The organism is Pseudomonas sp. RIT409 (assembly GCF_003052515.2).
Lineage (GTDB): Bacteria > Pseudomonadota > Gammaproteobacteria > Pseudomonadales > Pseudomonadaceae > Aquipseudomonas.
On record NZ_QARE02000013.1, the window covers coordinates 47833 to 72185 of the forward strand.

General features: G+C 62.2%; 21 protein-coding genes. 13 read left to right on the forward strand and 8 right to left on the reverse strand.

The features are described 5' to 3' along the window. Window positions 1-31 precede the first annotated feature (31 nt). Window positions 32-922, forward strand: coding sequence for a sensor histidine kinase (locus DBP26_RS16900; RefSeq protein ID WP_108238660.1), 891 nt, complete (start codon window positions 32-34; stop codon window positions 920-922). Further along, on the forward strand, window positions 919-1578 hold the full coding sequence (locus DBP26_RS16905) for a response regulator transcription factor (RefSeq protein WP_108238661.1): 660 nt from the start codon (window positions 919-921) through the stop codon (window positions 1576-1578). Before DBP26_RS16900 ends, DBP26_RS16905 begins: the two co-directional genes overlap by 4 nt. Window positions 1579-1708: 130 nt before the next feature. On the opposite strand, the gene yegS is transcribed toward DBP26_RS16905, so the two are convergent. Next, on the reverse strand, window positions 1709-2620 hold the full coding sequence (gene yegS / locus DBP26_RS16910; protein WP_108238662.1) for a lipid kinase YegS: 912 nt from the start codon (window positions 2618-2620) through the stop codon (window positions 1709-1711). 462 nt (window positions 2621-3082) lie between these two features. Here yegS and DBP26_RS16915 point away from each other — a divergent pair, with 462 nt between their 5' ends. The 11 genes from DBP26_RS16915 to DBP26_RS16965 all read left to right on the forward strand — a co-directional run bounded on the left by DBP26_RS16915 (window position 3083) and on the right by DBP26_RS16965 (window position 17388). Further along, window positions 3083-4519, forward strand: a complete 1437-nt coding sequence (locus DBP26_RS16915; protein WP_108238663.1) for an undecaprenyl-phosphate glucose phosphotransferase — start codon at window positions 3083-3085, stop codon at window positions 4517-4519. Continuing rightward, a complete protein-coding gene (locus tag DBP26_RS16920) occupies window positions 4519-5973 on the forward strand; it encodes a mannose-1-phosphate guanylyltransferase/mannose-6-phosphate isomerase (protein ID WP_108238664.1) in 1455 nt (484 codons plus the stop codon). The genes DBP26_RS16915 and DBP26_RS16920 overlap by 1 nt, the downstream gene beginning before the upstream one ends. A 178-nt stretch (window positions 5974-6151) precedes the next feature. Further along, entirely contained in the window at window positions 6152-6925 is a 774-nt protein-coding gene (locus tag DBP26_RS16925; RefSeq protein WP_108238665.1) for a polysaccharide biosynthesis/export family protein, read from the forward strand. 18 nt (window positions 6926-6943) lie between these two features. After that, window positions 6944-8938, forward strand: a complete 1995-nt coding sequence (locus tag DBP26_RS16930; RefSeq protein WP_108238666.1) for a lipopolysaccharide biosynthesis protein — start codon at window positions 6944-6946, stop codon at window positions 8936-8938. A 13-nt stretch (window positions 8939-8951) separates the two neighbouring features. After that, complete coding sequence (locus DBP26_RS16935; RefSeq protein WP_108238667.1) at window positions 8952-10133, forward strand: glycosyltransferase; 1182 nt, start codon at window positions 8952-8954, stop codon at window positions 10131-10133. After that, complete coding sequence (locus DBP26_RS16940) at window positions 10130-11443, forward strand: beta-xylosidase (protein WP_108238668.1); 1314 nt, start codon at window positions 10130-10132, stop codon at window positions 11441-11443. The genes DBP26_RS16935 and DBP26_RS16940 overlap by 4 nt, the downstream gene beginning before the upstream one ends. Window positions 11444-11445: 2 nt before the next feature. Then, window positions 11446-12660: a glycosyltransferase family 4 protein gene (locus tag DBP26_RS16945; RefSeq protein WP_108238669.1), complete on the forward strand. Its 1215-nt coding sequence runs from the start codon at window positions 11446-11448 to the stop codon at window positions 12658-12660. After that, a complete protein-coding gene (locus DBP26_RS16950; protein ID WP_108238670.1) occupies window positions 12651-13748 on the forward strand; it encodes a glycosyltransferase family 1 protein in 1098 nt (365 codons plus the stop codon). The genes DBP26_RS16945 and DBP26_RS16950 overlap by 10 nt, the downstream gene beginning before the upstream one ends. Further along, entirely contained in the window at window positions 13748-15145 is a 1398-nt protein-coding gene (locus tag DBP26_RS16955) for an O-antigen ligase family protein (protein ID WP_108238671.1), read from the forward strand. The genes DBP26_RS16950 and DBP26_RS16955 overlap by 1 nt, the downstream gene beginning before the upstream one ends. Continuing rightward, complete coding sequence (locus DBP26_RS16960; RefSeq protein ID WP_108238672.1) at window positions 15142-15963, forward strand: acyltransferase; 822 nt, start codon at window positions 15142-15144, stop codon at window positions 15961-15963. Before DBP26_RS16955 ends, DBP26_RS16960 begins: the two co-directional genes overlap by 4 nt. A 9-nt stretch (window positions 15964-15972) precedes the next feature. Next, complete coding sequence (locus DBP26_RS16965; RefSeq protein ID WP_108238673.1) at window positions 15973-17388, forward strand: lipid II flippase MurJ; 1416 nt, start codon at window positions 15973-15975, stop codon at window positions 17386-17388. Here the strand turns inward: DBP26_RS16965 and DBP26_RS16970 are convergent. The 7 genes from DBP26_RS16970 to urtA all read right to left on the reverse strand — a co-directional run bounded on the left by DBP26_RS16970 (window position 17378) and on the right by urtA (window position 24248). Further along, entirely contained in the window at window positions 17378-17725 is a 348-nt protein-coding gene (locus DBP26_RS16970) for a zinc ribbon domain-containing protein (protein ID WP_108238674.1), read from the reverse strand. The two genes, DBP26_RS16965 and DBP26_RS16970, sit on opposite strands and share 11 nt — an antisense overlap. 169 nt (window positions 17726-17894) lie before the next feature. Beyond that, window positions 17895-19124, reverse strand: a complete 1230-nt coding sequence (gene fmdA, locus DBP26_RS16975) for a formamidase (protein ID WP_108238675.1) — start codon at window positions 19122-19124, stop codon at window positions 17895-17897. A 152-nt stretch (window positions 19125-19276) separates the two neighbouring features. Further along, entirely contained in the window at window positions 19277-19966 is a 690-nt protein-coding gene (urtE, locus tag DBP26_RS16980; RefSeq protein ID WP_108238676.1) for an urea ABC transporter ATP-binding subunit UrtE, read from the reverse strand. Between the two features lie 10 nt (window positions 19967-19976). Continuing rightward, window positions 19977-20738: an urea ABC transporter ATP-binding protein UrtD gene (gene urtD / locus DBP26_RS16985; protein WP_108238677.1), complete on the reverse strand. Its 762-nt coding sequence runs from the start codon at window positions 20736-20738 to the stop codon at window positions 19977-19979. Further along, window positions 20735-21910 (reverse strand): urea ABC transporter permease subunit UrtC, encoded by a 1176-nt coding sequence (gene urtC, locus DBP26_RS16990; RefSeq protein ID WP_108238678.1) that lies wholly within the window; start codon window positions 21908-21910, stop codon window positions 20735-20737. Before urtC ends, urtD begins: the two co-directional genes overlap by 4 nt. A 10-nt stretch (window positions 21911-21920) precedes the next feature. Continuing rightward, window positions 21921-22838, reverse strand: a complete 918-nt coding sequence (urtB, locus tag DBP26_RS16995; RefSeq protein WP_177411071.1) for an urea ABC transporter permease subunit UrtB — start codon at window positions 22836-22838, stop codon at window positions 21921-21923. Window positions 22839-23003: 165 nt separating this feature from the next. Continuing rightward, window positions 23004-24248, reverse strand: coding sequence for an urea ABC transporter substrate-binding protein (gene urtA / locus DBP26_RS17000; protein ID WP_108238679.1), 1245 nt, complete (start codon window positions 24246-24248; stop codon window positions 23004-23006). Between the last annotated feature and the right edge of the window lie 105 nt (window positions 24249-24353).

The following is a 24353-nucleotide window of genomic DNA, read 5'->3' on the forward strand; positions in this document are numbered from 1 at the left end:
TCGCAACAATTATCCGATGGCTTCATCCGCTATGCATGGCAGCAACAAGACCTTCAATTCACGGACTATGGGCTCGATCAACGCATTTCGGTGGGCGGCCGGACTGTGTTTACTGACAACCGTGTGCAATAGCGCGTTCTGGCTCCTTGGCAGCGGCATGCCTTTGAGCCTCGGGCTATTGAACGGTCTGGCGTGCCTGTGCGTCGGCTACTGCCTCAGCCGCCCCAACCACACCATCCAGTTTCAACCTCAAGAGCTCGCCGACCACATGCTCCAGGTGCAGGAAACCGAGCGCCACCGCTTGAGTCGTGAATTGCACGACGACATCGGCCAGATGTTGACGGCGGCCAAATTGCAGAGTGATTGGCTGCAACGTCGCGCCGGTGACGACCTGCAGCCCCACTGCACCCTGCTCAGCGGGATCCTCGATGAAACGCTCGCCAAGGTGCGAGACGTGTCGGCCATTCTCAATCCGCGGCAATTGACCACCCTGGGGCTGGAGGCCAGCCTGCGGGCACACCTTCGCCAGACCTTGGCGGACACGCCGGTGCGCTGGAGTCTCGAATGCCACCAGCAGCTGGCGGGCATTCCCGAGGAAATGTCCGTTGCGGCGTTTCGGATTACGCAAGAAGCTGTCACCAATATGCTTCGCCATGCCCAGGCGAAAAACCTGCGGGTCCATATCCAGCGCCGTCCGGAGGGGTTGGCACTGAGCATCGCGGACGACGGAGCCGGATTCGTCCCGGCCTCGAACCCCGGCCAAGAGGGCCAACGCGGCATGGCCGGCATGCTCGAGCGCGCGACGCTGCTGGGCGGACACTTGACGGTCGACAGCCAGCCCGGCAACGGCACCCACATTCATGCGCTGTTCCCCTGGGCGCCGCGCGTCCGGGGGCGTGCGGAGATCACCAAGCCCTCATGATTTGCACACTTCTTCTGGTCGATGACCACGCCCTCATCCGCGCTGGCGTTCGTGCCCTCGTGTCAGACATCCCCGGTTACGAGGTCATCGGCGAAGCGGCCACCGGCGAACATCTCCTGGAAATGACCATGGAGCTCAAGCCGGACATCATTCTGCTCGACATTTCGATGCGGGACAGCAACGGGCTCGACGCGCTCGAACGTTTGCACCGCGCCTTGCCGGACAGCAAAGTGCTGATCCTGTCCATGCACACGGATCCACAGATGATCATGCGCGCGCTGGAAGGGGGTGCACACGGCTACCTGCTCAAGGACGCCACGGCGACCGAAATCGAGCAGGCGCTGGAGGCCTTGCGCAACGATGAGCGCTACCTGAGCCCGGCCATCGCGCACACGGTGATCAACCAGGCGTTGATCAGCACCCATTCGAGCAAGGCTGAAGCCGTCGAGAACCACAATCTCACGGCGCGCCAACTTGAAATTCTGCGTCTGATCGTGCGCGGCAAATCCACGCGGGAGATTGCCAGCGGGTTGAATCTCAGCGTGAAGACGGTGGAGACCCACCGGTCGCAGATCATGAAACGCCTGCAGATCTACGACGTGGCCGGCCTGGTGCTCTTCTGCGTAAAAGAGCAGATCATCAGCCTGGACGATTGATCGCGCAAACGTTTGTTGCCCCATGGGTCAGGGCGTTGCGGGTTCTGTTACCAGGTTCGCGGGTCACGATCAAAGGCAGATTTCAGCCGCCCTCGACCCCGGCTAACCGCAACCTGGACAAGGCGGCCGCTTATTTCTCGATTCGCTTCGCCTGCCCCAGCAGCGGTGAGTGGGCGGGCAAGTGGATCCGCAAGGCGCCGGGGCGGGCTTCGAAGCGCAAGTGTTCGCCCCGCAGGGGCTCTCCGTCCAAATTGATGTCCAGCCCTTGCGCCGATTTGAGCTCGACCCACGGCAAGCGTGCGCGCACGAACAGGTTGTCGAGGCCCAAGCCGCCTTCGAGGAAGCCCTTGAGCGCGCTCACCACTTCCTGCGGCGCAGGCAGGATGCTGATGTCCAACAACCCATCGTCGGCCAAGGCATTGGGGCACAACGGATGGCCACCGCCCGCCTGCCGACCGTTGCCGATCCCCAGGGCCAGCAATTCACCTTTCCAGTGAAAATCCGGTCCGCTCAGTTCGCCATAGGCGGCCTTCAACTCGCTGAAGCGCGACAACCCGGTAAACAGATACGCCGCCCCGCCCAGCACCTTTTTCAGGTCTTCGGAGGTATTGGCGGTCACCTGACTGCCAAAGCCGCCCGTGGCCATGTTCAGGAACAGATGGCCACCCGCCGCGCCGATGTCCACGCTGCGTGCCGGCACGTCGAGCAGATCGAGGGCTTGCTCGATCTCCAATGGCACGCCTGCGGCGCGCGCGAAGTCGTTGGCAGTGCCCAACGGCAGAATGGTCAGGTTCGCTTCCTTCTCTGCCAGAGCCAGCGCTTCAGCCACGTCTCGCAACGTGCCGTCGCCACCCCCTGCGATGATTTCCCGATGGTCGGCGGCGAGGGCTTCGTTCACCAAGCGTTGGGCATCTCCGGCCTCCCAGGTCACACGCACGTCCAGTTCCCAACCGTGTTTGCGTTTACGCTCCACGCCAGCTCGCACATCTTCGTTGAGCGCCTGCTTGCCGTGAAGAATCAAAATCGCTCTGCGTGCTGTCATGTGCCTTCCCTCTAAGAATATCGTGCGTGCCATGTTGACCGCGTGCCCGGGTGAAATAGCCCCACGCTGCGCATTTTTTTCTCGCTACTGTGCAAATCGTCAAAGCCCCATCCCGTCAAGGAGTGGCGGGACAAAACGGCACTCGACTGATATCTCAAAGCCACTTTTCTGCGCTGCCCGACGTTCGGCGCCATGACACTCGCTGTTTCATGGGCTTTACTCTGCACAGGCACCCGTTTGAGGGTTTCCGACCTGCGCTGAGGGTGTGAAGTCCTGCGCCGTTCGAGAAGAAACGGTTTATTTCGCATTCATGGGATTGAAATGCAGGTCGATCAGGTGCTTAATCGACAAATAATTGGCTTATTTTGAAACACCCGGATAAAAAGTCATTATATTGACTTTTCAGTCGCACGATCGGGCAGATGGGCCAGTCAAGGGATTCATGGATCGAAGAGGTGTTCTATGCGACTGCAACCGGTCGACAGCCTGCTGCTCACTCGCACCAGTCTGATCGAGTATTTCCTGTTCGCCGTCAGGCTCGTCCACGGAGTGACCGCGATTGTCCCCGGCGTGTTGATTCTCGCCTACTGGAAGACCGGCGCCCCCCAACCCCCCGAAAGCTACTTCATGGTGCAAGTGCTCTTCGGCGTCGTCTGTGTCCTCATGTTCCAGGCGCTGGGCGTGTACTCAGAGACGATTTTCAGCAACAAATCCCGGTTCAAAATGATCCTGTTCGTCTGGTCGCTGGCCTTCTGCGTGCTGCTATTCATGCACAAGGCCATGGACCTGTTCGACTACATCACGCAAGAGCAACTGATGGTCTGGTTCTTCGCGAGCCTTTCGCTGTTCTGCGCTGAACGCCTACTGTTACTGATGCTCTATCAACGCCTGATGGCCCGCGGCTTTTTTCTGCAGAGCGCCGTCATCCTGGGCGCCACGGAAAACGGCCAGCGTCTGGCGGAATACTTGTTGCAGAACCAGGACATCCGTTCGGGGGTATCGGGTTTCATCGATGACCGGATCGGACGCCTCCCCAAGACCATGGCCGGGCTGCCACTGCTGGGCAATACCAAGGACCTGGAAGCGCTCATCCGCGAGGAAAAGGTCACGCAGGTGTTGGTCGCCCTCCCCTGGTCCGCCGAAAACCGCATGGATTACATCATCCGCGAATTGCGCAGGTTGCCGGTCAACGTGTTGCTGGTGCCCGACATGGTCGCGTTCCGCCACGCCCATAACCGCATCACCGAAGTGGCCAGCTTGCCGATGTTCAATGCCTCGGATGTGCCCTTGCGCGGCTGGTCACCTTTGTTCAAACGGGTCGAGGACATGGTGCTCTCCAGCCTGGCGATCATGCTGCTCTCGCCGGTCATGCTGGCGATTGCCCTGGCCATCAAGCTCGACTCGCCCGGGCCGGTGCTGTTCTGGCAGAAGCGCTACGGCTACAACAACCGGCTGATCACCGTCTGCAAGTTCCGCTCGATGCACACCCACCAAGCGGACGCCCACGCCGAGCAACAAACCGTCAAGGGTGACGCCAGAGTCACCCGGGTCGGCCGTTTCATCCGCAAGACCAGCCTGGATGAACTACCGCAACTGTTCAATGTGTTCGCGGGCAGCATGTCAATGGTGGGGCCGCGCCCACATGCCACGGCGACCAAGGCCGCGGGCATTTTGTTCGAGCAAGCTGTCAAGGAGTACACCTCGCGTCATCGAGTCAAGCCCGGGATTACCGGGCTGGCGCAGATCAACGGCTTTCGTGGTGAGACAGACACTGTGGAGAAGATCGAGAAGCGGGTGGAATTCGATCTTGAATACATCGAAAACTGGTCCGTCTGGTTCGATCTGTACATTCTTCTGCGCACTGTTCCTGCAGTGCTCTTCTCTCGCGAGGCTTACTGATGGGCACCCTTATTCCCTGCATTATCGCCGGCGGTGCCGGTACTCGGCTGTGGCCCGTTTCACGGGAGGCCATGCCCAAACCTTTCATGCGCTTGGCCGATGGCGAAAGCCTGCTGCAAAAGACCTTCAACCGCACCAGCGGCCTGGAGGGCGTTGAAAGCCTGCTGACCGTGACCAATCGGGAAGTCTATTTCCGCACGGTCGATGACTATCGGCTGCTGAACAAACGCAAGATTCACCTGGACTTCATCCTCGAGCCCTTCGGCCGGAACACCGCGCCCGCCATCGCGGCGGCCGCGTTGCATGTGCAGGCGTTGCACGGTGATCAGGCGCAGCTGTTGATCCTTCCGGCCGATCATCTGATCAACGACCTGGAGGCCTTTGCCGCCGCCGTCAGCGATGCGCGTGCGCTGGCCGACGACGGCTGGCTGGTGACATTCGGCCTCATTCCGACGCGAGCGGAAACCGGCTTCGGCTACATCGAAAAAGGCCAGGCGCTGAGCGACAAGGGTTACCAGGTCGCGCGTTTCGTGGAGAAGCCCGATAGCGCGACGGCGACCGAGTACCTCAACGGCGGCTTGCACCTGTGGAACGCCGGCATGTTCTGCATGCGGGTCGATACCCTGTTGCAGGAACTGGAAACCCACGCCCCGGATGTGCTGGCAGCGGTCCGCCAGTGTCTGCCCCATTGCACGAGCAAGGAAGGCAGCAACGAGTTGCAACTGGAACTGGATGCCACGACCTTCGCTTTGGCGCCGGACATCTCCATCGACTACGCGCTAATGGAGCGCTCCCAGAAAGTCGCCGTGGTGCCCTGTGAACTGGGCTGGAGCGACATCGGCTCCTGGCAGGCCATTCGTGAACTGGCCACCGCCGACGCCAACGGCAACCAGTGCAACGGGCAGGTGGTGCTGCACGACGTTTCCAATTGCTACATCGATTCGAAAAAACGGCTGGTGGGAGGCGTCGGGCTGGACAACCTCATCATCATCGACACCCCCGATGCCCTGCTGATTGCCGATGCCGACCGGACCCAGGAGGTCAAGCTCATCGCGCAGGAGCTCAAGCGCCAGGGTCACCCGGCCTACCTGCTGCATAACACCGTCACGCGCCCATGGGGCACCTACACGGTGTTGGAAGAAGGCAAGCGCTTCAAGATCAAGCGCATCGTGGTCAAGCCGCAGGCCTCGTTATCGCTGCAGATGCATCACCATCGCAGCGAGCACTGGATCGTGGTCAGTGGCATGGCGCGGGTCACCAACGGCGATCGGGAATTCATGCTCGACACCAACGAATCGACCTTCATCAAGCCCGGGCACACCCACCGTCTGGTCAACCCCGGGGTGATCGACCTGGTCATGATCGAAGTGCAGAGCGGCGAATACCTGGGTGAAGACGACATTGTGCGTTTCACCGATGTCTACGGCCGCGTGCCGGAAACCGCCAAAGCCTGACGTCGACAACGGCAGCCGCGCCTGTCGCGGTTGCAACCCGTTACCTGTTCACAGCGAGGCCGGACCGCTGACACCACGCTACCGCGACACTCAGTGACATTGGACTTGGCAGTACCGCCGACATGATTGTTTTACCCGCAAGGGAGCCGTATTCATGCATGACAGGAGTTCTGGACCAATGAAACCCGCGCTGTGGCTCGCCAGCGTTCTGCTGCTGTGCGCGTGCAACACGCCCTCTCGCGTCGGCGTGCCGGACGATCCGCAGATCAAGGCCGCGCAGGAGGCCGGCCGGGCGCTGGTGGGCAAGCCGCTGCCCCCCGAGCGCATCCATGCGGGAGATACGTTGCGGATCGTGCGCAACACCGGCGAGTCGCCTTCGATCTCCGCCTTCACCGCCAACTCGATCTACGAGCTGACGCTGTTTCCGGTGCTCAACGACGGCACCTTTTCCTACCCTTACATTGGCTCCGTGAAGGCCGCGGGCCTGACCATTCCCCAGTTGACGCACGTGCTGGAAGACAAACTGGCACCGATCTACCGGGAAACGGCGTTGACCATCAACATCAGTCAGGCACCGAGCAACGTGGTGTTCGTCGGCGGCGCCGTGCGTAATCCGGCTCCCCTCTCCGTGTCCACGGTCACCAACCTGGAGCAGGCGCTGGTCGGCGCCGGGGGCATCAACCCGGACGCCGATGCTCGGTTGGTCGCGTTGCTGCGCCAGGGCGATGACGGTCTGTACAAGACCTACTTCTTCGATTACAGCAAGCTGCTTTATGCGGGCGGCGGAGGCCCTGCCGCGCCGGTGCTGTTACAACGCGGTGATGTCGTGTTCGTTCCCAAGTCGTCCGTCGGCAACCGGATCGACGGCGTGAACCTGTACTTCAACCAATTGATTCCCTTCGCGAAATCGATCGGCTTCGGGGTGAATTACAACCTGCGCGACAACAACTGATCGGAAGGGACTACCGATATGATCACCATTCGCTCGTTTCGCGATCTGCTGCGCCTGTTCTTCATCTTTCGGCGCGAAGTGCAGATCACTGTCCTGGCGACCTTCGCGATCATCGTGCTGGGTGCCTTTCTCTTGCCCAACCGCTACGAGTCTACCGCGCTGCTGCTGGTCAAGCCTGGCCGCGACACCAGTACCGTGCCGATCGAACTCGCCGACCGCCAGACCGTCGTTGCACCCAGCGGCCTGCGCGACCCATTGCTGGACGAGGAGCGCATGCTCACCGGGCGCCCGATCATCCGCGCAGTGGCTCAGCAATACATCGCTAAAGTGTCCGACGCGCAAGAGAACGCCGGGATGCTGGCTACCCTCAAGCGCCTGCCCGGCACCATGGTGCGAGGCCTGGTGGGTGCGGCCCGAAGCGTCTTCGAATTTCTCGGATTGATCGAGGCAAGGACACCCGAGGAGCGGCTGGCCGAAGACCTGGAGAAGCACTTCAAGGTCAGCCATGACCCCGGCTCCTCGGTCATGGAGCTGACCTTTACGTGGGACGACCCCGAGGTGGCGCAGGCCATCCTCAAGAGCTGGGTGGATCAATACGGCATCGAGCGCGCGCGGATTCTCGGCCGGGTCAATCTGTATGCCTTCTACGAACAGGAGGTGAAAGATACCCAGGCCAACATCCTTCAACACAAGCGCGAGATTCAGACGCTACTCGATCAGATCGGCACCGTCAGCATCAACCAGCGGCTGGCCGATGTCGCCCAGGGGCTCAACGACTTGCGCACCGAGCGCAACAACACGATGCGCGCCATTGCTTCGACCAAGGCGGGGATCGACAAGATCCAGGAGCAGATCAACCGACAGACGCGCCTGATCAGTTCGGGCAAGGAAATGGCCCTCAACCCTTCTCGCCAAGACTTGCAGACCCGCATCAACGGCAAGGAAGAGGAGCGTCAGGAGTTGCTGCGTTCGTTCAAGGAAAACGCACCGCCCGTCAAGGCGCTGGACTCGGAAATCGCTAACCTTCGCGCGCTATGGGCCAAGGAAAGCCACACCGTGCAGCGCACCGAAAACATCGCGCCGAACCCGCTGTTCACCCGTTTGCAGAACATTCTCAATGACCAGCAAGCCAGCTACACCCGCCTGCTGGTGCAGAAGCAGCAACTGGACGCGCAACTGGAGCAGTGGGAGAAAGACCGCCAGCAGGCACTGGCGCTGGAACCCAGGCTGTCACGGTTGCAGAACGAGCTGAATGCCGAGGAAAAGAACTTCGTCCTCTACACCGACAGCCTCGAAAAAGCGCGTATCGACCGCGAGTTGGACAACAAGCAGATCAGCAACATCTCGGTGGTCGAACACGCCACGCTTAACCCCAGCCGGGTGTTTCCCAAGAGCCTGCTGATGCTGTTGCTGGCGATTCCGCTGAGCCTGGGCGTTGGCCTGCTGGCTTTGTACCTATTCTACCTGCTGGATCAGCGCATTCATGACGGCGACAAGATCGAGGCCCAGTTCAAGGTCCCGTTGTGGACCACCCTGCCGGATTTGAACACGGTCACGCCCCAACAGCGAAGTGGCTTCATCGCCAGCCTCTATCGGTTGTACAGCGTGTTGCCGCTCAAGCAGGTGCCGGAAAAAGGGCTGAGCATCGGGCTGACGTCTGCTCACGCCGGGGAAGGCGTGAGCTTCGTCATCGAGCACCTGCGTCGGCTGCTCGAAGAGCATGGTCATCAGGTTCGGCTGGGCGACGGGCGTCCTGCCGAAGCGGGTGAAATCCAGTTGATCGATGCCTCCAATTTCTTCGCCAGGCAAGAAGTCTTCATCCACCTGCGCGAAGCGGATCTGATCGTACTGGTGATCGGAGCGGAGACGTCGACGGTGCCTCGACTGCAGAACGCGTTGAGCACCCTGTCCACTGCCTTCAAGCACGTCGACGGGATCATCCTCAACCGCCGACGCTTCGAAATTCCCGAGCAGGTCTTGGCCTGGCTCGGTCGTTTGCGCAGCCATCACTGAGGGAACGAACGCCATGCAGATAGCCCTGCTCGCCCCGCTCCCTCCGGAGCAGAACGGCATCGCCGACTACGCCGGCCACCTCCGCCACGCGCTGGAGGCGTTGGGGGTGCGGGTGCGCACGCCACTGCAAGGCGTCGGCAACGATCCACAGGCTGCGCGGCAGCGGGTCGCGGAGGCCGACTGGCAAGGGATCGATCTTGTCCATGCGGAGATTGGAGGCGGACGCCTGGCGGAATTCCACGCCCTGCGCGCGCTGCGACAACGCTTCGCTCAGTTGCCCCTGACGGCCACGGTTCATGATCCAGAACGGCTGGTCTGGCGCCGGGAAAAGCTGCCCTGGCCGCTGTCGATGCTGGCCACGCTGCGCTCGCCGTTGCCAGAGGTGGCCACCGTCCTGGCGGACCCGCTGTGCCTGCACGAAGAGCGTCAGTTGGCACGGCAGATGACGCGCTTGGTCACCCTCACGCACGCTGGCAATCGGTGCCTGCAACAGCGAATGGGTTTGCGCCAGGCACAGATGGCCGTCATTCCTCACGGCAACCTGCCCATCGCCCCCCTGCCCCTGCCGCCCCTGCAACCGCTGAAGCTGCTGTATTTCGGCTTCATCTATCGCGGCAAGGGTATTGAAGACTTACTGGAGGCACTGGCTCGGTTGGTCACGGAGCAGCCGGGATTACGCAGCCGCGTGCGCCTGACACTGGCCGGGGGCAGCGAGCCGGAAATGGCATTCGGGCCATCGGGCAGCTACCTGGAACAGTTGCGCCAGCGCATCCGCGAACGGGGCCTGAGCGATCTGATCGGCTGGCATCTGGACGTTCCCGCGGACGAGATCCCCAGCGTCATCCAGGCGCATCACGTCATGGTGCTGCCCTACCGGGAATCCAGCAAATTGAAGATCCTTGGCCAACTGCGTGGCACCAGCGGCGCGTTGTCCTGGGCCACGGCATGCGGACGCGGGGTGATTACCTCGGACGCGCGCTCGTTCGGCGAAGAAGTGTCCTACGGCAACGGTGAAATCTACCCTCAGGGCCAGGTGCATGCCCTGACCCAGGCGCTGGCTCGCCTGTGCGCCGAACCGCAACGGGCCCAGGCGTGGGCGGACCGAGCGGCTACGCTGGGTCGGGAGCGAGTCTGGAGCCTCACAGCCGAGCGCTTCCACCAACTATTCCTACACGCGTGCGAGGTAAACGAATGAAGGGCAAGGCGTTACTGGCGATTTCCGTTCTGAGCGCGTGCGTACTGGGCGCCTTCAGCCCGGCAGTGGAAGCCGAGACCATCCTGCGAGCGCCTCGCGCTGTGACCTGGAAGGATTTTCTGGGGGTCAACGTGCAGTTTCATTATTTCCCTGCGGACATTTACCCGAAACAGATGAACCGCCTGGATCAACTGGGGCTGAACTGGATTCGCTGGACCCTGCATTGGCCGATCCTGGAACCTGCGCCGGGTCAGTACAACCTGGCGGACCTGGACGCTGCCATGGCAGCCGCGCGGCCCCATGACTATCGCACCGTGGCCTACCTGGTGGGCTCGGCCACGTTCGACAGCACCGCTCCACAAGGCGCTAGCAACGCCGATCAGTACCCACCGCGGGACATCGGGGTGTTCGCCGAGCGAATGACCGCGCTCGCCCAACGCTATCCCCAGGTCAGCCACTGGCAAGTGTGGAACGAGCCCAACATCATCTGGCTGCCCCAAGCGGACCCCGTGGCCTACTACAACCTGCTGACCACCACCGCCTCGGCCATTCGCAGCGCCGTGCCGGGCAAGCCCATCGTGACCGCCGGGGTCGCGTATTACGGGCAGATGCGCGGCTCCACGGGCTACATGCTGCAATCGATGGTGGATCAAGGGCTGGCCAGGCAGGACATCGTCGCGGCGTACCACCCCTATTCCGAATACCCGGAAGGCGACTCCATCCAGGACCGGGATTTCCTGGTCCGCGCCACATCGCTGAACAAAAGCCTGCATGACGCAGGCGTCAGTCAGGTCTGGGCGACGGAATGGGGCTGGTCGAGTTATGCAGGGCCGGTCGAGATGCAACACATCGTCGGTCTCGACGGTCAGGCCGATTACACCCTGCGTCGCCTGGCCCTGATGAGTACCCTGGACTACCAGCGCATCTTCCTGTTCAACCTCAGCGACCTGGACCAGCGAGCCAGCGCCCGCGACCGAGGCTACGGGTTGCTTGACCTCAATGCCGAGCCCAAACCGGTCTACACCGCGCTCAAGCGCTTCTTCGAGGTCACCGGCCCCACCCTGCAACCGGCCGACCCACCGCCCGCCAAGGCGATACCGGAAGACCTGTATGCCGTTGCCTGGAATCGGCCCGACGGCACGCACCTGTTGATGGCGTGGAGCGCCAGTAGCGGGCACCTGAACTTCCCCGGTATCAAATCCGCTTCGCTCCACGACCCGTTGACCGGCAAGCGAACCGAGCTGGCCGACAGCAAGGGCGTTGATGTGCCATTGACGCCCACCCTGCAAATTCTGGCCTGGAAGCCCTAGCCATGCGCATTCTCTGGACAATGCCCTATCTGCCTTGGCCGACCACCAGCGGCGGCAAGACCCGCCAGTTCCACCTGTTGCGAAACCTGGCGGCGCGGGGCCATCGCATCACCCTGCTGGTGCAATCCAAGACCGAGCTTGACGACGACACGCGGGCCGCGCTGGAGCCTTGGCTGGAGCGCTTGATCGTGGTGCCGCGCAGGCCTTTGCGCAGCGCGCTGACCTTGCTGGCGATCGCCTTCGCCCGGCCGCCCATGCTGGCCAGCGCCAATGGCTATTCCCCGCCTCTGCAGCAGCAATTCGAAGCCCTGCTGCAAGAGCAGTGGGACGTTATCCAGATCGAACACAGTTACAGCTTCCAGCCATTCGAGGCGCCCCTGCGGCGCAGCGGCAAGCCGTTCATCATGACCGAACACAATGTCGAGTCCGGACTGGGTGCTGCCAGCTACCACCATTTCCCCGAATGGGCGCGCCCGTTCACGCGCTATGACCAGTGGCGCTACCGCCAATGGGAGCAGCGGGTTTTGCGCCAGGCCTGCGAACTGATCGCGGTCACCGAGGACGATGCCAAAGGCCTGACGCGCGTGACAGCGCGCACCACCGGCCTGGTGGTCAATGGCGTCGATTGCGATTACTACGCCAAAGTCTGCCCGGACCGCTACAGCCGCCGCCTGCTGTTCATCGGCAACTACGAATACGGACCGAATCTGGATGCGATGCAATGGGCGCTCGACCACATCATGCCGCGCGTCTGGGCGATCGATCCCATGGTGCGGCTGACCATTGGCGGCTACGCCCTGCCCCATGACTGGCCGCAACGCTGGGCCGACCCGCGCATCGACTGGCTGGGCTTCGTTCCAGACCTGCGCACCGTGCAGCACGACGCGGCGGTGTTCTTTGCACCGCTGAGCGAAGGCGGCGGCTCCAAACTCAAGGTCCTGGAAGCCATGGCCGCCGGCCTTGCGGTCGTGACCACCGCTCAGGGCGTCTCCGGCCTGAATGTGCTCAACGGCACCCATTACCTGGGCTGCGAAGACGCTCACGGGCTGGCGCTGATGCTGGTGGATGCGGTGGCCAACCCGACACGCTTGGCGAAAATCGGCGAAGCCGGCCGGGCTTATGTGCGCCAACACCACGACTGGGCGGTGTCGGCGACGCAACTGGAAGAGATTTATGCCCGGTTTCATCAGCAAGAGGACGCTCACGCATGCGCGTAGGACTGGATGTGCGCCCCGCCACCGGCTTTCCCAACAGCGGCATCGGCCGACAGAACGTTGCGCTGGAAGATGCCTTTCGCGCCCACCCCGAGGTGCAGTTGCAAGTGTTCAGTGTCGGCCCCTACGACCATCCGGTCCGCCGCATTGCCCATTGCCCGCGCTGGGCAACGCCGCTGGACGGCATCCACCGCCTGCCCGAGCGCTTGAAATTCGAAGCCTGCTTTCTGCCCGGCGCACTGCGTGATGCCGAAGTCGAGCTGTACCTGGCGAACCTCAACATGGGCTTGCCCATCGGGCGCAAACCGGCGGGTATGCGCTATGTCCTGCAATTGCATGATCTGTTCCAACTGACCCTGAACAACGCCCATGGCTCGAAAATCAAAGCGATGATCTATGGCCAGACCGATCGACTGTCGATCGCCTATTCGGTGAAGGTCGCCGATCGGATCTGGACCCCTTCACAGTTCACGGCGGAAGAAACCGTGCGCCTGTTTCCTCAGGCTCGGGACAAAGTCAGGGTGCTGCCCAACCTGGTCGAAGGTTTCACCAGCGCCCCTGCCGAGCTCGACACACCGCTGCCCGAGCGCTATTGGCTGTGCGTGGGCACCCGCGAGCCGCGCAAGAACATGCCCTGGTTCGTCGAGGCCTGGCAGATCGCCCGACGGCAATTTCCCAGGACACCGGCGCTGGTGCTGGTCGGTGGTCCAGACGGGCTGTCCACCGCGCAGCGCGAGCTGCCGGGCCTGCACATCCTGCGCGGCATCGGCGATGGCCAGTTGCATCAGGTCTATCGGCAGGCCGAGCGACTGTGGCACCCCTCCTATGGCGAAGGGTTCGGGCTTCCGGTGGTGGAGGCGCTGGGGGTGGGGACACCCGTAGCCGTGGCCAGTGGCTCGTCACTGGACGAAGTCACCCCTGCGGACAGCCCGCGCTTCTCACCCCATGACCCGTCAGCGCTGATTCGCCTGATGGGCGTGCTGTCCACCGCCGAGCCGGAGGACCCAGCGCCGCTCAAGGCCTGGGCCGAGCGGTTTGGCGTCGAGGCGTACCGTCGTCGCTTCAATGAACTGCTGGAGGAATTGCGCTGATGCCATTGGCCATGCCGCTGGGGGTGCTGGTCGCGCTGCTGTTCGGCGTGATGGTCTGGCTGTTGCCGGCGCTCAAAGTGACGGCGGCGCTGATCGGCGTCGCGGCGGTGTTGACGATTATCCGGCGCCCCTTGCGCGGTCTGCTGCTGTTCGGTGTGCTGGCGACCTTTTTGCCCTATGCCACTGTGCAGATCGGCATCCGCACCACGGTCTCCGAAGCGCTGCTGATGCTCATCTGGGCAAGCCTGCTGGCCCATCGGCTGTTTGCCTTGCACACCGCTGCCGTTCCCCTGCTGCGCACCGAGCGCTGGCTGATCGCGCTGATGCTGTTCAGCGCCTTGCCATTCGTGGTGGGGCAGTTGAGTGTGCACGTCGAGGGTAATGGCCCGATCAACTGGGTGCGCTGGCTGTTCAACCTATCGCCGCTGTTTCTGGTTCCGCGCCTTTTGCGCGAGGCGCAGGCCCGTGAACAGATGGTCGTGGCCATTCTGTTCGGCACCCTCCTCATGCTGTTGCTGTCGATTCCGGTGTACCTGAAGGAAGGCAATTCGACGGCGATCATTTCCGTCATCGGCGGCTTGGGCTACAGCAACCTCGACACCCTCAACCAAGGCTTGAGTGGGTTATCGACCCGGATGGGCACGCCCTGGACACACCCCAACATCGCTGGCGGTGCGATGGCCATGTTGTTGCCGCTGGCCTTCTGCATCGGCTTGACGCGCCAAGGCGTCGTGCGGCATTTGGGGCTGGCCGTGGCCCTGCTGGCGCTGGCCGGCTTGTTGCTCACCGGTTCACGCGGAGCGCTGGTCAGCCTGGTGCTGGTGATGGGTTGGATGGCGCGCCGGCGCGTTCCGCATGTCGGACGTTTGCTGATGGCTGGTGCGATCTTCGGGATGTTGCTGCTGATGTTCTACCCCCCCTTGCAGGAGCGCTTGATCGGCCTGTTCAGTAGCAATGACGCCAGTACGGCAGTCCGGTTCGAAGAGTATTCGCACTTCCCCGATGCCCTGAAAATGTTCCCGCTGGGCATCGGTTTCAAAGTGGACCCGCCCGTTCCGGGGACCGGCCTCTGGGGGATCTCCAACCTCTGGCTGAACTATGCCTACAAGCTGGGCATTCCCGGCATGCTGGTCTATATCGGCGTCACCGTCGCATGGTGGCGTGAAGCGCGTTTGCCCGATGACCGGGTCACCCTCAACCGCGATACGGCCCTGTGGCTGGGCAGTCGGGTCGGCGTGCTGGCAGCGCTGCTCAGCGGCGCATTCGATCACTATTTCAGTTTCACCACGGTATTGATTGCATTGTTCTGGCTATTGCTCGGGCTGAACCTCTACGAAGCCCGACGACTGCAGACCGCTGCACACGCCCTCGCCCCTGATGCCCGGGAGAACCCATGAAACACCGCATGTTGCATTCCCATGACCTGCGCCAGGCGCTGCCCGACTACGCACGCAAGATGGGGGTGAGCCCGCAGGAGCTGGAGAGCGCCTACGACTGGATGCTTGCCAACGACGTCTGTTTCGAAACGCCCATGAAGGGCAAAACCCTCTGTTTCATCAGTTACCTGAACATCGAGCCGCGCATCGAGCACCCCCTGGCCCGCCGCTTCTACCGGCTGTTGGGCCAGGAAACCGCCGGTGCGCTGATTCCGCTGTACGGCATCAACTGGCCGACCCTGCGCGATCGTATGCTGCGAACGTGGGAGCAGGTCTACAACATTCTCATCTGCAAGATCCCCAGCCATACCCTGCGCCTGCTCTGGCTGCGGTTGGGGGGCGCGAAGATCGGCAAGGGGTCGACGGTCTGGCGCAACACCGAGATCCTCGGCGTGGATGGCCTGCGCATCGGCGACGACAGCACCGTCGGCTGGCACTGCCAACTCGATGCACGGGGCGGCCTGTTCATTGGCAATCATGTGACCATCGCTTCCCATGTGCTGATCATCGCGGGCGGCCACGACCTCCAGGCCCCTGAGTTCTGGGCCGTGGGCGGGCCGGTCTACGTACGCGACTACGCCTGGGTCGCCAGCCGAGCCCTGTTGTCATTTGGCGCCGACATCGGCGAAGGCGCCGTGGTGGGGGGCGGCAGCGTGGTGTCCAAGCCCATTGCGCCCTACGCCATCGTGGGCGGGCCGAATGCGGAAATCAAAGGCGAACGGGCCCGCAACCTGAATTACAAAGTGGGCGGCAAAGGCCTGTTCACGCTGTTTCACTGAGGGCTGGCCATGTTCGGATCGACGGTGTGGCTGACCCTGGCGACTCTCGCCGGGTTGGCCGCCGGGTTTGCCCGCGAATGGCTGCTGGTGGCTGCCTGGGACGCGGGCGGCCGCAGCGATGCCTTTCTGGTCGCCCTGTTTCTGCCCGAGGCCCTGCGCATGGCGCTGGCGGCTGGGCTGCTCAGTGCCGCCGCGCTGCCCCTGTATCAGCAACGGGCGGCGCACGCTCAGCAGAACTGGCTCGGTGCCCTCGCCCCTCGGCTGCTGGTATGCGGGCTGGGGTTGGGTGCACTGCTCAGCGCAAGCGCCTCGCTGTGGGTGCGTCTGATCGGGCCGGGGCTGGACGAAGCCGGGTACGCCTTGGCTACCGGTGCAATGCGTTGGCTGGCGTGGTCGGCACCGGGCTTTCTGCTGCATGCGCTGCTGTGCGTACCGCTGCAGGCCCGCTCGCGCTTCGTATTGGCGGGGACGGGCTCGCTGGTGTTTAACCTGCCGCCGGTGCTTTACCTCGCCGCGATGCACCACGACGCCACGCCGACCGGGTTGGCCATAGCCTGTCTGCTCGGCAGCCTGCTCATGCCGGGTGTGCTGTTGCCTGCGCTGTACCGCGAAGGCTGGAAGCCTTGGCACCGTTCACAGGCCCCAGGCGCGGGCCGAGAGCTGTTGCAACGCATCGGACCCTTGCTCAGCAGCAACCTGGCCAGTCAGGGCCTGGCGTTGCTGGAGCGAATGGTGGCATCGCTGTTGGGCGAAGGCGCAGTCACTTGGGTCAACCTGGCGCGCAAGCTCATCAACCTGCCGCTGATCGCGTTGATGAGCCTGAATCAAGTGCTGCTCGGTTTAATGAGCGGTGCCGAGGGTGATCAACGCATGGGCCTGCTGCGCAAAGGCCTGAGCACTGCCACGCTGCTCACCGTGCCCGCCGTAGCCGGACTGATTGGCGCCGCCGGGGCGCTGGTGTTCCTGCTGATCCCCAGCCAGGCCGTCGAGGGTCCTCTGCCGGGATTGTTGGCCTGGTTTTCCGTGCCCCTGATGTTCGGCGCCTGGAACGCCCTGCTGGCCCGCTATGCCTATGCTGCAGGCGACACCCGCATGCCGTTGGCGTGTGAGCTGACGGGCAGCGTGCTCAACGCGCTGTTGCTGGGTGTTTTGCCGTTCGTGTTCGGCCTGACCGGTATCGCCATGGCCGGGATCGGTGGCGTCGTGCTGACCGCTTGGCTGCTGATGCGCCGGCAGCGGCTGCTGCAGGCGTTGCCATGGCGTCGGCAATGGTCGCTGGGGGTCGCGACCATGGCGCTGGCCGCAAGCTTGCTTCATCCGCTGAGCAACGTCTGGCTGCAATTGGGCTTGAGCGGTGCGTACGGCGTCGTGCTGTTGATCGTCATCGCGCTATGGCTCAAACCCTGGCGGCCGATCAATGGCTGATCATCCAAGGTCGCCCGGCTGGCTTGCCTTTGAGCGCATGGGGATTGTCCTTGCTCGGCTCGACTTTTTTGCTCGGGGCGCAACAGCCACAGCCGGTAGGGTGCCGCCGGCTGTCCTGATATTCGCCGAGGGTCTGCGGCGCATGGGCGCTGCGTTCGTTCGCGGCCATCGCCTTGCGCGTGTGGCCTGCCATCGTCGCCAGCCCGGGAGCGGACAGAATCACTCGCATGCTGGATGCACCGCATTCAGGGCAATCGCAGGGTAAGGCGCTTTCGGACATGGGCCGCAGGGCGGTGAAGTCACCGCAGTGGGGGCAGTCGTATTCGTACACGGGCATGGCAGGGTCCTCGATTCGGTTTCAACGTCGCACTCTGTTGATCGTGCCCAGGCGCCGCGTAGGTCCAGGTCCCGTGACGCTGGGCATCAGCCCCGGCAATGCACACGGAGCGTTCGGGTCTTTATCACGCGGAGCATGGGCGCGTTCGATCTGCGGGGTCGACCCGGCGTTACTTGTCCGGCGCAATGGGCAGGTCGACACTGCCATCGATGAATTGGGTCGGCCCGCTTGCGCTCGGGTTAATGTCGAACCCGAAGATCTCAGTCGGCAGCCACAGCGTGGCGCAGGCGTTAGGGATGTCCACCACGCCACTGATATGCCCCTGCACCGGCGCCGAGCCGAGCAAGGCATACCCCTGCGCAGGCGAGTAGCCGAATTTGGTCATGTAATTGATCGCATTCAGGCACGCCTGACGATAGGCCACATTGACGTCCAGGTAGTGTTGCTGTCCGGCCTCGTCCACCGAAATGCCCTCGAAGATCAGGTACTTGTTGTACGTCGGCACGATGGGGCTGGGTTTGAATACCGGGTTCTTGATTCCGTACTTGACCATGCCCCCCTTGATCAACTCGACGCGCATGTGCACCCAACCGGCCATTTCGATCGCACCACAAAAGGTGATCTCACCATCGCCCTGACTGAAATGCAGATCGCCCACTGACAGCCCGGCCCCGTCGACGTATACGGGGAAGAACACCTTCGAACCGCGGGACAGATCCTTGATGTCGCAGTTGCCGCCATGCTCGCGCGGCGGCACGGTGCGGGCGCCGGTGGCAGCGGCCATGTCCCGCGCAGGGCCTTTGAGTTTGCCCATGTGCGCAGTCTTGGCGTGGGGTGGATTTGCCAACGGCGGGACACGGCCCGGCTCGGTGTCGATCAGTTCCTGCTCGCGACGGTTCCATTCGGCGAGCATCTTGTGATCAGGCAGGCAGCCGATCAGGCCGGGATGAATAAGACCGGCGAATTCGACGCCAGGAATGTGCCGCGAGCGGGTCATCATGCCTTTGAAATCCCAGATCGCCTTTTGCGCCATCGGGAAATGATCGGTGAGGAAGCCGCCGCCGTTCTGCTTCGAGAAGAACCCATTGAAGCCCCATTGCGAATCGGCCCGGGCACCGATGTCCAACAGGTCGACCACCAACAGGTCACCGGGCTCTGCGCCATGCACCCCGACCGGACCGGAGAGGTAATGCACGGTGGACAGATCGACATCCCGCACGTCGCTGGCGTCATCGTCGTTCTTGATCGCTCCGGCGGTCCAGTCGTAGGTTTCAAGAATGAAATCCTCCCCCGGCTTGACCCAACAGGCCATCGGAAGGTCTGGGTGCCAGCGGTTGTGGATCTGCTCGTTTTCGGTAGCGGGCTGGTTGAGATCGACTTTGATCAAAACTTCGGTCATGGGTGTTCTCCTGGGGTTCCTGGGTCAACGGATGGTTCTGGGTGGATGCACTGGCCACTTGGCGGGCAAGCGCGCGCCTGCAGGTTCGAGCTCTTCCGCAGGTACGCTGGCCAGCAATGCAATCGAACAAACACTGCAGATCTCGAATGGGGTTAAACCGAGAGATAACGACTGATCGTTGCCTCATCGACATTGGCCCGCGTCTCCTCGATCACGAACCGGCCCTTTTCGATCACCAGAAACCGGTCGGCGATTTCCAGGGTGAAGGACAGCACCTGTTCCGATACCACGATGGTCAGGTTGCGCAGGTTGCGGATCTCTTTGAGGGTGCGGGCGATGTCCTTGATGATCGACGGCTGAATGCCTTCGGTAGGCTCGTCAAGCAACAGCACTTTGGGGTTGGTCGCCAGCGCTCGGGCGATTGCCAGTTGCTGCTGCTGCCCACCGGACAAGTTGCCGCCGCGCCGGTTGCGCATGTCGAACAGCACCGGAAACAAGGCGTAGAGGTCTTCAGACACCTTGCCTCTGGCCGACGCGGGCAGGCCGGTCTGAATGTTTTCCAGCACCGTCATGGAGGGAAAAATCATCCGCCCCTGAGGCACGTACGCCATGCCGTGCTCCACCCTGGCATGGGTCTCCATGGCCGAGACGTCGATCCCTTCGACCTGCACCTGGCCGCGCCACTGCGGGAGGATGCCCATCAGACTCTTGAACAGAGTGGTCTTGCCCATGCCGTTGCGGCCCATGACGGCGACGATTTCCTGCTTCTGCACGGCCATATCGAGGTCGTGAAGTATCTGGCTCTGGCCATAGCCGCACGCCAGTTGATGGATGGTGAACATGCTGCGCTCCTCAATGGCCGAGATAGACTTCGATGACTTTCGGGTTGCTCTGCACCGACTCCATGCTGCCCTCGGCCAGCACCTTGCCCTGATGCAGCACCGTGACTTTGTGCGCGATGCTCTTGACGAACTCCATGTCATGCTCGATTACCAGCACCGAGCGGCCCTGGCTGATGCGGTTAAGCAATTCGGCGGTCTGCGCGCGCTCGCTGACGCTCATGCCCGCCACCGGCTCGTCGAGCATCAATAGTTCAGGGTCTTGCATGAGCAACATGCCGATCTCCAGCCACTGCTTCTGGCCGTGGGACAACAAGCCGGCCTGCTGCTGCAACAGATCGGCGAGGAAGATGTCCTTTGCCACCTCGTGGACCCGATCGACCACAGTCTGGCTTCGCTGGAAAAACAGCGCACCGAACACGCTGCGCCCTTTGGGGAAGGACATTTCCAGGTTTTCGAACACGCTCAGGTTGTCGTAAATCGACGGCGTCTGGAATTTGCGCCCAACCCCGGCGCGAACGATGTCGTACTCGTTCATCCGGGTCAGCTCACGGTCCTTGAACTGAATGCTGCCGCCGGTAGCGCGGGTCTTGCCGCAGATCAAATCGAGGACCGTGGTCTTGCCTGCACCATTGGGGCCGATGACCACCCGCACCTCGTTACGGTCGATGTACAGGTTCAGGTCGTCTACCGCCTTGAAGCCGTCGAAAGACACCGTCAGCCCCTCGACTGCCAGCACCGGTTTGGGCATCTGAAAGCCACTGGCCGTGGTCATGGTTGGGTCTCCAGGGAACTGTTGACGGATTTGGCGCCGGTTACAGCAGCCGGTTTTGCAGGTGCAGGGGCGGCAGGCAGCGCGGGTTTACCCTTCAGTCGTGCCAACCATTTGCGTCCGTGGCTTTCCCATAACCCGGCCAGCCCGTTGGGGAAGTACATGACCACGGCAATGAACAAGCCGCCCATCAGGTACAGCCACAGTTCAGGGAAGGATTCAGAGAAATAGGTCTTGCCGTAATTCACCAGCAACGAGCCGTACACCGCGCCGAGCAGCGACATGCGGCCGCCGACCGCGGCGAAGATCACCATCTCGATGGACGGCACGATGCCGACGAACGACGGCGACATAAACCCCACCTGCAAGGCGAACATCGCCCCGCCGACGGCGGAAAACCCGGCGGCAACGCAGTACACGAAGACCTTGAAGCTGGCCACGTCGTAACCGGAGAAACGCACACGCTCCTCCTTGTCGCGCATGGCCATCAGCAAGCGGCCGAGCTTGGAAGCGAGGATGAACTTACCGATCAGGATGCAGCCGAGCAGCAATGCGGCGTTGATGAAATACAACGCGAGCCTTGCGCCGTCGCCACGGATGTCCCACCCCATGAGGGTCTTGAGATCGGTAATGCCGTTGACCCCGCCCGTCAGGCCCTGCTGACCGATGATCAAGACAGTGAGAATCAGCGCGATGGCCTGGGTGACGATGGAAAAGTACACATCCCCCACGCGACGTTTGAAAAGCGCCGCGCCGATCACCAGCGCAAGGATCACCGGTACCGCCACCACCGCAACCACCGTGAAACCGAAACTGTGAAAGGGCATCCAGAATGCGGGCAGTTCGGTGATCTGATTCCAGTCCATGAAATCCGGTATGCCCGGCGTAGACTGGATTTTCGTACTCTCCGGGTCACTGGCTTCCAGTTTGAGGAACATGGCCATGCAGTACCCACCCAAACCGAAGAACACACCCTGCCCCAGGCTGAGAATCCCGCCGTAGCCCCAGCACAACACCAGCCCGACGGCGACGAAGGCGTAGGTCAGGTATTTGCCGACCATGTTCAGGCGAAAGGCGTCCAGCGTGAGTGGAAACACCAGCAGTATCAGCGCGGCCAGGATCAGCAGGCCGATCACCCCTTGCCGTCCGCCCATGAGTCTGTCTATAGCGTTCATCTGTGCGCCTCTATTTGCGAACTTTGCTGGAGAACAGCCCTTGCGGGCGCATCAACAGGATGAGGATCACGGTCGAAAGGGTCAGCACCTTGGCCATTGAACCGCTCATGAAGAATTCCGAGACCGACTGCGTCTGGGCAATGGCGAAGGCCGACGCTATGGTGCCGAGCAAGCTTTGGGCGCCGCCGAAGACCACCGTGAGAAAGGTGTCGACGATGTACAGCGAGCCCGCCGTGGGTCCGGTGGAGCCAATGGTCGTGAAGGCCGCGCCCGCGACCCCGGCGACCCCGCACCCGAGGGCGAACGTCATGCGGTCGACTTGACGGGTGTTGATACCGACGGCGCGGCTCATCACCCGGTTTTGCACCGTCGCCCGCACCTGCAGACCCCAGCGTGTGCGGTAAAGCATCAGAAAAATGCCGCCGGTCAACAACGCCGTGAGTGCCATCACGAACAGGCCGTTTTTGGGAATCTCGATGGCGTCGGTCAGGTTCACCGCGCCCATCAACCACTCCGGCGGGTTGGCACTGACTTCACGGGCGCCGAAGATCGAGCGAAACGCCTGTTGCATCACCAGTGACAGGCCCCAGGTGGCGAGCAGGGTGTCCAGCGGTCGATGGTACAGACGGCTGATCATCACCCTCTCCACCGCCCAGCCGATGGCGCCAGCCACCACGAAGGACAAGGCGATGGCAAAGAAAAAGTAGTACGGCTGCATCGACGGCAGATGGTTTTGCACCAGGGTCGAGAGCATGTACGTGGTGTAGGCACCCAGGGTGAGGAACTCCCCGTGGGCCATGTTGATCACCCCCATCTGGCCGAAGATGATTGCCAGCCCCAGGGCCATGAGCAGCAACACGCAGAACACGGACAAGCCGTTGAACCCCTGCATGGCAGCGATGGCACCAAACTCAGATAGCCATTGCATGGTGGTGTCCTCAGAAGAAGTGACGTAGAAACGATCGACGATCAGCATCGGTGAACGTAGTCGGCGCGCGCCTGCGCGCGAATGGCGCGGACAAGCGATCGAGATGTTCTGGATTGACCACCCTCACCGCGGGCAAGTGCGCGCCTACCGGTCTCAGCGAATCGGTTACTGATAACCCTTCGGAAACGGGTTCGGCTCGATCAAATCCGACTCGTAGATCACCTTGAACTGGCCGTTGGCCTGCGCTTCCCCGATCCGGGTCTTGCTCCAGAGGTGATGGTTCTCGTGGACTTTCACGTAGCCTTCCGGCGCGGTTTTCAACTCGATGCCAGGCGATGCTGCGACCACTTTGTCCACATCGAAACTGCCCGCTTTTTCGACGGCAGCTTTCCATAACCAAGGGCCGAGGTAGGCGGCCTGGGTCACGTCACCCATCACCGCGTCCTTGCCATACTTGGCTTTGAAGGCATCGACGAAGGCTTTGTTGTTGGGGTTATCCAGGCTTTGGAAGTACTTCATCGAGGCGTAGAACCCTTCCATGTTTTCGCCGCCAATGCCGAGCAGTTCGTCTTCGGTGACCGACAGCGTCAGCAGGTTCTGCTTGGCCGCCGTGACGCCTGCCGCCTTCAGTTGTTTGTAGAACGCGACGTTGGAGCCACCCACCACGGCGGCAAACACCACATCAGGCTTTTTCAGCTTGACCTTGTTGATCAGCGAGCCGAACTGGGTGTTTCCCAGCGGGTAGTAGTCCTCGCCAACCACCGTGCCATGGAGCACATTTTCGATATGTTTGCGCGCGATTTTCATCGAGGTCCGCGGCCAGATGTAGTCCGAGCCAATCAGGTAGAACGTCTTGGCACCCTTCTCTTTGGCGATCCAGTCCAGGCTGGCGAGGATCTGCTGCGTGGCTTCCTGGCCGGTGTAGATCACGTTCTTGGACTGCTCCAGCCCTTCATAGAAGGTGGGGTAGTAGAGCAGGCCGTTTTCTTTCTCAAACACTGGCAATACCGCCTTGCGCGAGGCGGAGGTCCAGCAGCCGAACACGGCCGCCACTTTGTCCCCGACCAAAAGCTTCCTGGCCTTCTCGGCGAAGGTCGGCCAGTCGGAGGCGCCGTCTTCCTGAATTACCTTGATCTGCCGTCCGAGAATCCCGCCCGAGGCATTGATCTGGTCGATGGCCAGACGCTCGGCCTGAATCGAACCGGTCTCGGAAATGGCCATGGTCCCAGTGGCCGAGTGCAGTTGACCGACGGTGACTTCCGTCGGCGTCACGGCCAGCCCGGTGCTGTTAGCGTCATCGGCCATGGCCATCTGGCTGAACACGCTGGCGGCGATCAGCGACAGCGCAGCCGCGCCCAGGGTCAGTCGTCGAGGGAGCAAGCGTTTCAAGTGGGTCTGTGGTGATTCCATGGTTCCGGCTCCTGTGTGGGTCGTGGGTCTCGGCGGCGCTCTGAACGGCGCCTCATCGCGAGCTGGAACGAGCATGAAGTCCGGGAGGGTTTGGCGGTATACGCA

What these genes read in the sequence shown, in the direction of transcription:
- DBP26_RS16900 (WP_108238660.1), top strand. Translation starts at nt 32, where the DNA reads ATGCATGGCAGCAACAAGACCTTCAATTCACGGACTATGGGCTCGATC.
- DBP26_RS16905 (WP_108238661.1), top strand. Translation starts at nt 919, where the DNA reads ATGATTTGCACACTTCTTCTGGTCGATGACCACGCCCTCATCCGCGCT.
- yegS (WP_108238662.1), bottom strand. Translation starts at nt 2,620, where the DNA reads ATGACAGCACGCAGAGCGATTTTGATTCTTCACGGCAAGCAGGCGCTC.
- DBP26_RS16915 (WP_108238663.1), top strand. Translation starts at nt 3,083, where the DNA reads ATGCGACTGCAACCGGTCGACAGCCTGCTGCTCACTCGCACCAGTCTG.
- DBP26_RS16920 (WP_108238664.1), top strand. Translation starts at nt 4,519, where the DNA reads ATGGGCACCCTTATTCCCTGCATTATCGCCGGCGGTGCCGGTACTCGG.
- DBP26_RS16925 (WP_108238665.1), top strand. Translation starts at nt 6,152, where the DNA reads ATGAAACCCGCGCTGTGGCTCGCCAGCGTTCTGCTGCTGTGCGCGTGC.
- DBP26_RS16930 (WP_108238666.1), top strand. Translation starts at nt 6,944, where the DNA reads ATGATCACCATTCGCTCGTTTCGCGATCTGCTGCGCCTGTTCTTCATC.
- DBP26_RS16935 (WP_108238667.1), top strand. Translation starts at nt 8,952, where the DNA reads ATGCAGATAGCCCTGCTCGCCCCGCTCCCTCCGGAGCAGAACGGCATC.
- DBP26_RS16940 (WP_108238668.1), top strand. Translation starts at nt 10,130, where the DNA reads ATGAAGGGCAAGGCGTTACTGGCGATTTCCGTTCTGAGCGCGTGCGTA.
- DBP26_RS16945 (WP_108238669.1), top strand. Translation starts at nt 11,446, where the DNA reads ATGCGCATTCTCTGGACAATGCCCTATCTGCCTTGGCCGACCACCAGC.
- DBP26_RS16950 (WP_108238670.1), top strand. Translation starts at nt 12,651, where the DNA reads ATGCGCGTAGGACTGGATGTGCGCCCCGCCACCGGCTTTCCCAACAGC.
- DBP26_RS16955 (WP_108238671.1), top strand. Translation starts at nt 13,748, where the DNA reads ATGCCATTGGCCATGCCGCTGGGGGTGCTGGTCGCGCTGCTGTTCGGC.
- DBP26_RS16960 (WP_108238672.1), top strand. Translation starts at nt 15,142, where the DNA reads ATGAAACACCGCATGTTGCATTCCCATGACCTGCGCCAGGCGCTGCCC.
- DBP26_RS16965 (WP_108238673.1), top strand. Translation starts at nt 15,973, where the DNA reads ATGTTCGGATCGACGGTGTGGCTGACCCTGGCGACTCTCGCCGGGTTG.
- DBP26_RS16970 (WP_108238674.1), bottom strand. Translation starts at nt 17,725, where the DNA reads ATGCCCGTGTACGAATACGACTGCCCCCACTGCGGTGACTTCACCGCC.
- fmdA (WP_108238675.1), bottom strand. Translation starts at nt 19,124, where the DNA reads ATGACCGAAGTTTTGATCAAAGTCGATCTCAACCAGCCCGCTACCGAA.
- urtE (WP_108238676.1), bottom strand. Translation starts at nt 19,966, where the DNA reads ATGTTCACCATCCATCAACTGGCGTGCGGCTATGGCCAGAGCCAGATA.
- urtD (WP_108238677.1), bottom strand. Translation starts at nt 20,738, where the DNA reads ATGACCACGGCCAGTGGCTTTCAGATGCCCAAACCGGTGCTGGCAGTC.
- urtC (WP_108238678.1), bottom strand. Translation starts at nt 21,910, where the DNA reads ATGAACGCTATAGACAGACTCATGGGCGGACGGCAAGGGGTGATCGGC.
- urtB (WP_177411071.1), bottom strand. Translation starts at nt 22,838, where the DNA reads ATGCAATGGCTATCTGAGTTTGGTGCCATCGCTGCCATGCAGGGGTTC.
- urtA (WP_108238679.1), bottom strand. Translation starts at nt 24,248, where the DNA reads ATGGAATCACCACAGACCCACTTGAAACGCTTGCTCCCTCGACGACTG.